The 1,812-nt window shown below is 54.2% G+C and carries 2 protein-coding genes and 1 pseudogene; 2 read left to right on the plus strand and 1 reads right to left on the minus strand.

What is annotated here, in order from left to right:
• The first annotated feature begins 146 nt into the window (after nucleotides 1-146).
• On the plus strand, nucleotides 147-920 hold the full coding sequence (locus ACG02S_RS26160; RefSeq protein ID WP_394473434.1) for an RHS repeat domain-containing protein: 774 nt from the start codon (nucleotides 147-149) through the stop codon (nucleotides 918-920).
• A gap of 62 nt (nucleotides 921-982) precedes the next feature.
• Nucleotides 983-1,426 (plus strand): hypothetical protein, encoded by a 444-nt coding sequence (locus ACG02S_RS26165; RefSeq protein WP_394473435.1) that lies wholly within the window; start codon nucleotides 983-985, stop codon nucleotides 1,424-1,426.
• 3 nt (nucleotides 1,427-1,429) lie between these two features.
• On the opposite strand, the pseudogene ACG02S_RS26170 reads toward ACG02S_RS26165, so the two are convergent.
• A pseudogene (locus ACG02S_RS26170) lies at nucleotides 1,430-1,687 on the minus strand (integrase core domain-containing protein); the annotation flags it as partial.
• Nucleotides 1,688-1,812 lie beyond the last annotated feature (125 nt).

Here is a 1,812-nt window from a genome sequence, read left to right on the forward strand (position 1 = left end):
GCGCCATGAACTTCAATCCCGAACTATCGCGTCAGCCGGTGCTTCACCAGACATGACCCGCCGCTGGTCGCCGGAGCCGTGCCCACAGCGAGTTGCCTGGAAATGGATTTTGCAGGTCTGACTACGTGTATGGACCGGGCGGCGAATTGCTGGCCGAAATCGGGCCGCAGTCGACCAGCTACGTCTGGGTGCAAGGGCAGTTGCTGGGCATCGTGCGCAACGGGCAGTTCTACGCCAGCCACAACGATCATCTTGGCCGGCCTGAGGTGTTGACCGATGCGGGCGCCGGCGTGGTCTGGCGGGCAAAGAATGCTGCGTTTGATCGTGAGATTGCCTATGACGGTATCGGCGGGATGAACATCGGGCTTCCCGGGCAGTACCACGATGCGGAGAGCGGGCTTTGGTACAACTGGAATCGCTACTACGACGCTCAGCTTGGTCGCTACGTTCAGAGCGACCCCATCGGACTAGCAGGTGGAATTAACACTTATGCTTATGTATCTGGAAATCCCTTGCTTAGCATCGATCCCGAGGGGCTTCAAAAAGGTGGTCGTGCTGGTGGGGGGAGGCGAGCCAGCGGGTACGATTCTCCATTTGGCGTTCCTCAATATATACCGGCCACTCGCGAGACTGTCCGGCACATGGACGTCATCCCCATCAGGCCGATTCCGCTTGCGACGAATCGTTCCGTTTCAAACTATGTGGAAAATATCTTGGACATTCTTGGAAATGCAACTGGTTCTGGGAGTGCAATACGCCACCCCAGCTTGCAAACAGGAACAGATGCGTTGACGAAAATATTAGGAGCATCCTCGGGCGCTTGTGGACTGCTTGTTATCTATGATCAGCCTGGCCAATGTTCGGCGAATTCCGGAATTATGATGGTTTGTGGGCCCATCGCAACTGCGTCAAAGCCTTAGTTTAAGTTGGGATCCCAATCTGCTTTCCAAGTAGGCGCTAGATTTTCTGCTGAAAGATTTAAATGACACAACTTCGTCTGTTCCAGTCGCTGGTGGTCTTGTCGATGTTTACCTATATCGGCTGGTTTTTTCTTCCGTATTTGAATGTTGAAGTTGACCAAGAGGTGCGAAATCTACTTCGCGCCAATGGGTGGGGGGGGAGTCCGCTGTTTAGTCAATCGTGGTTTTATGGTTTTGTGTTTATTTTCCGAGTGGTTACGGCGATTTCGTTGTTTTTTTTGCTCTCGTGGGGGAGGTGGTTGCTCGCATTTTTTTTTGCTATAGATTTTCTCTCCATTGTGTTTGGCGGCGTTGTGGTTCTGTTGCCTCTGGACTTGCTAGTGCTGGTAGTTCTAAGTATGTTGGATGCTGCTGTTATTACGATGAGCTTCTCAGGTCCTGTCGGATCAGCATTCAAAGCAATGCGACGCATGCAAAAAATGGCGGGTCCGCGTCAAGGCCTGTAAGTGTCAAGACCCTCCTGTTTGTATACAGCGCTTGAACAAATGGGGCTTGGCGATCTGCCAAGCTTGAAGGGCTTGCACGGGTGAGCGGTGGTCGAGCGAGCGTTGCGGGATGTGGTGGTTGTAGGTCTTGCAGTACGCCGTGAGCGTGGCTTCCAACTCGGCGCCCGAATTGAATCGCGTCTGCTGCACGACCTCGCTGATGCGGCCATTGAAGCGCTCCACCATGCCGTTGGTCTGCGGATGGCGCGGCGGGCATAGCTGTTGGGTCTCATGTGATCATGTGCCCACTCGCAGCTGGGCCTTGTTCAAAGCCAGGGACGTGCTGCGGGAGTTGATCCGAACCCTCAAGGCCGAGCAGTCGGTCGTCAAAGTCGCATGAGCCGAGT

It is taken from the genome of Pelomonas dachongensis, from assembly GCF_043555865.1.
Classification (GTDB): domain Bacteria; phylum Pseudomonadota; class Gammaproteobacteria; order Burkholderiales; family Burkholderiaceae_C; genus Pelomonas; species Pelomonas dachongensis.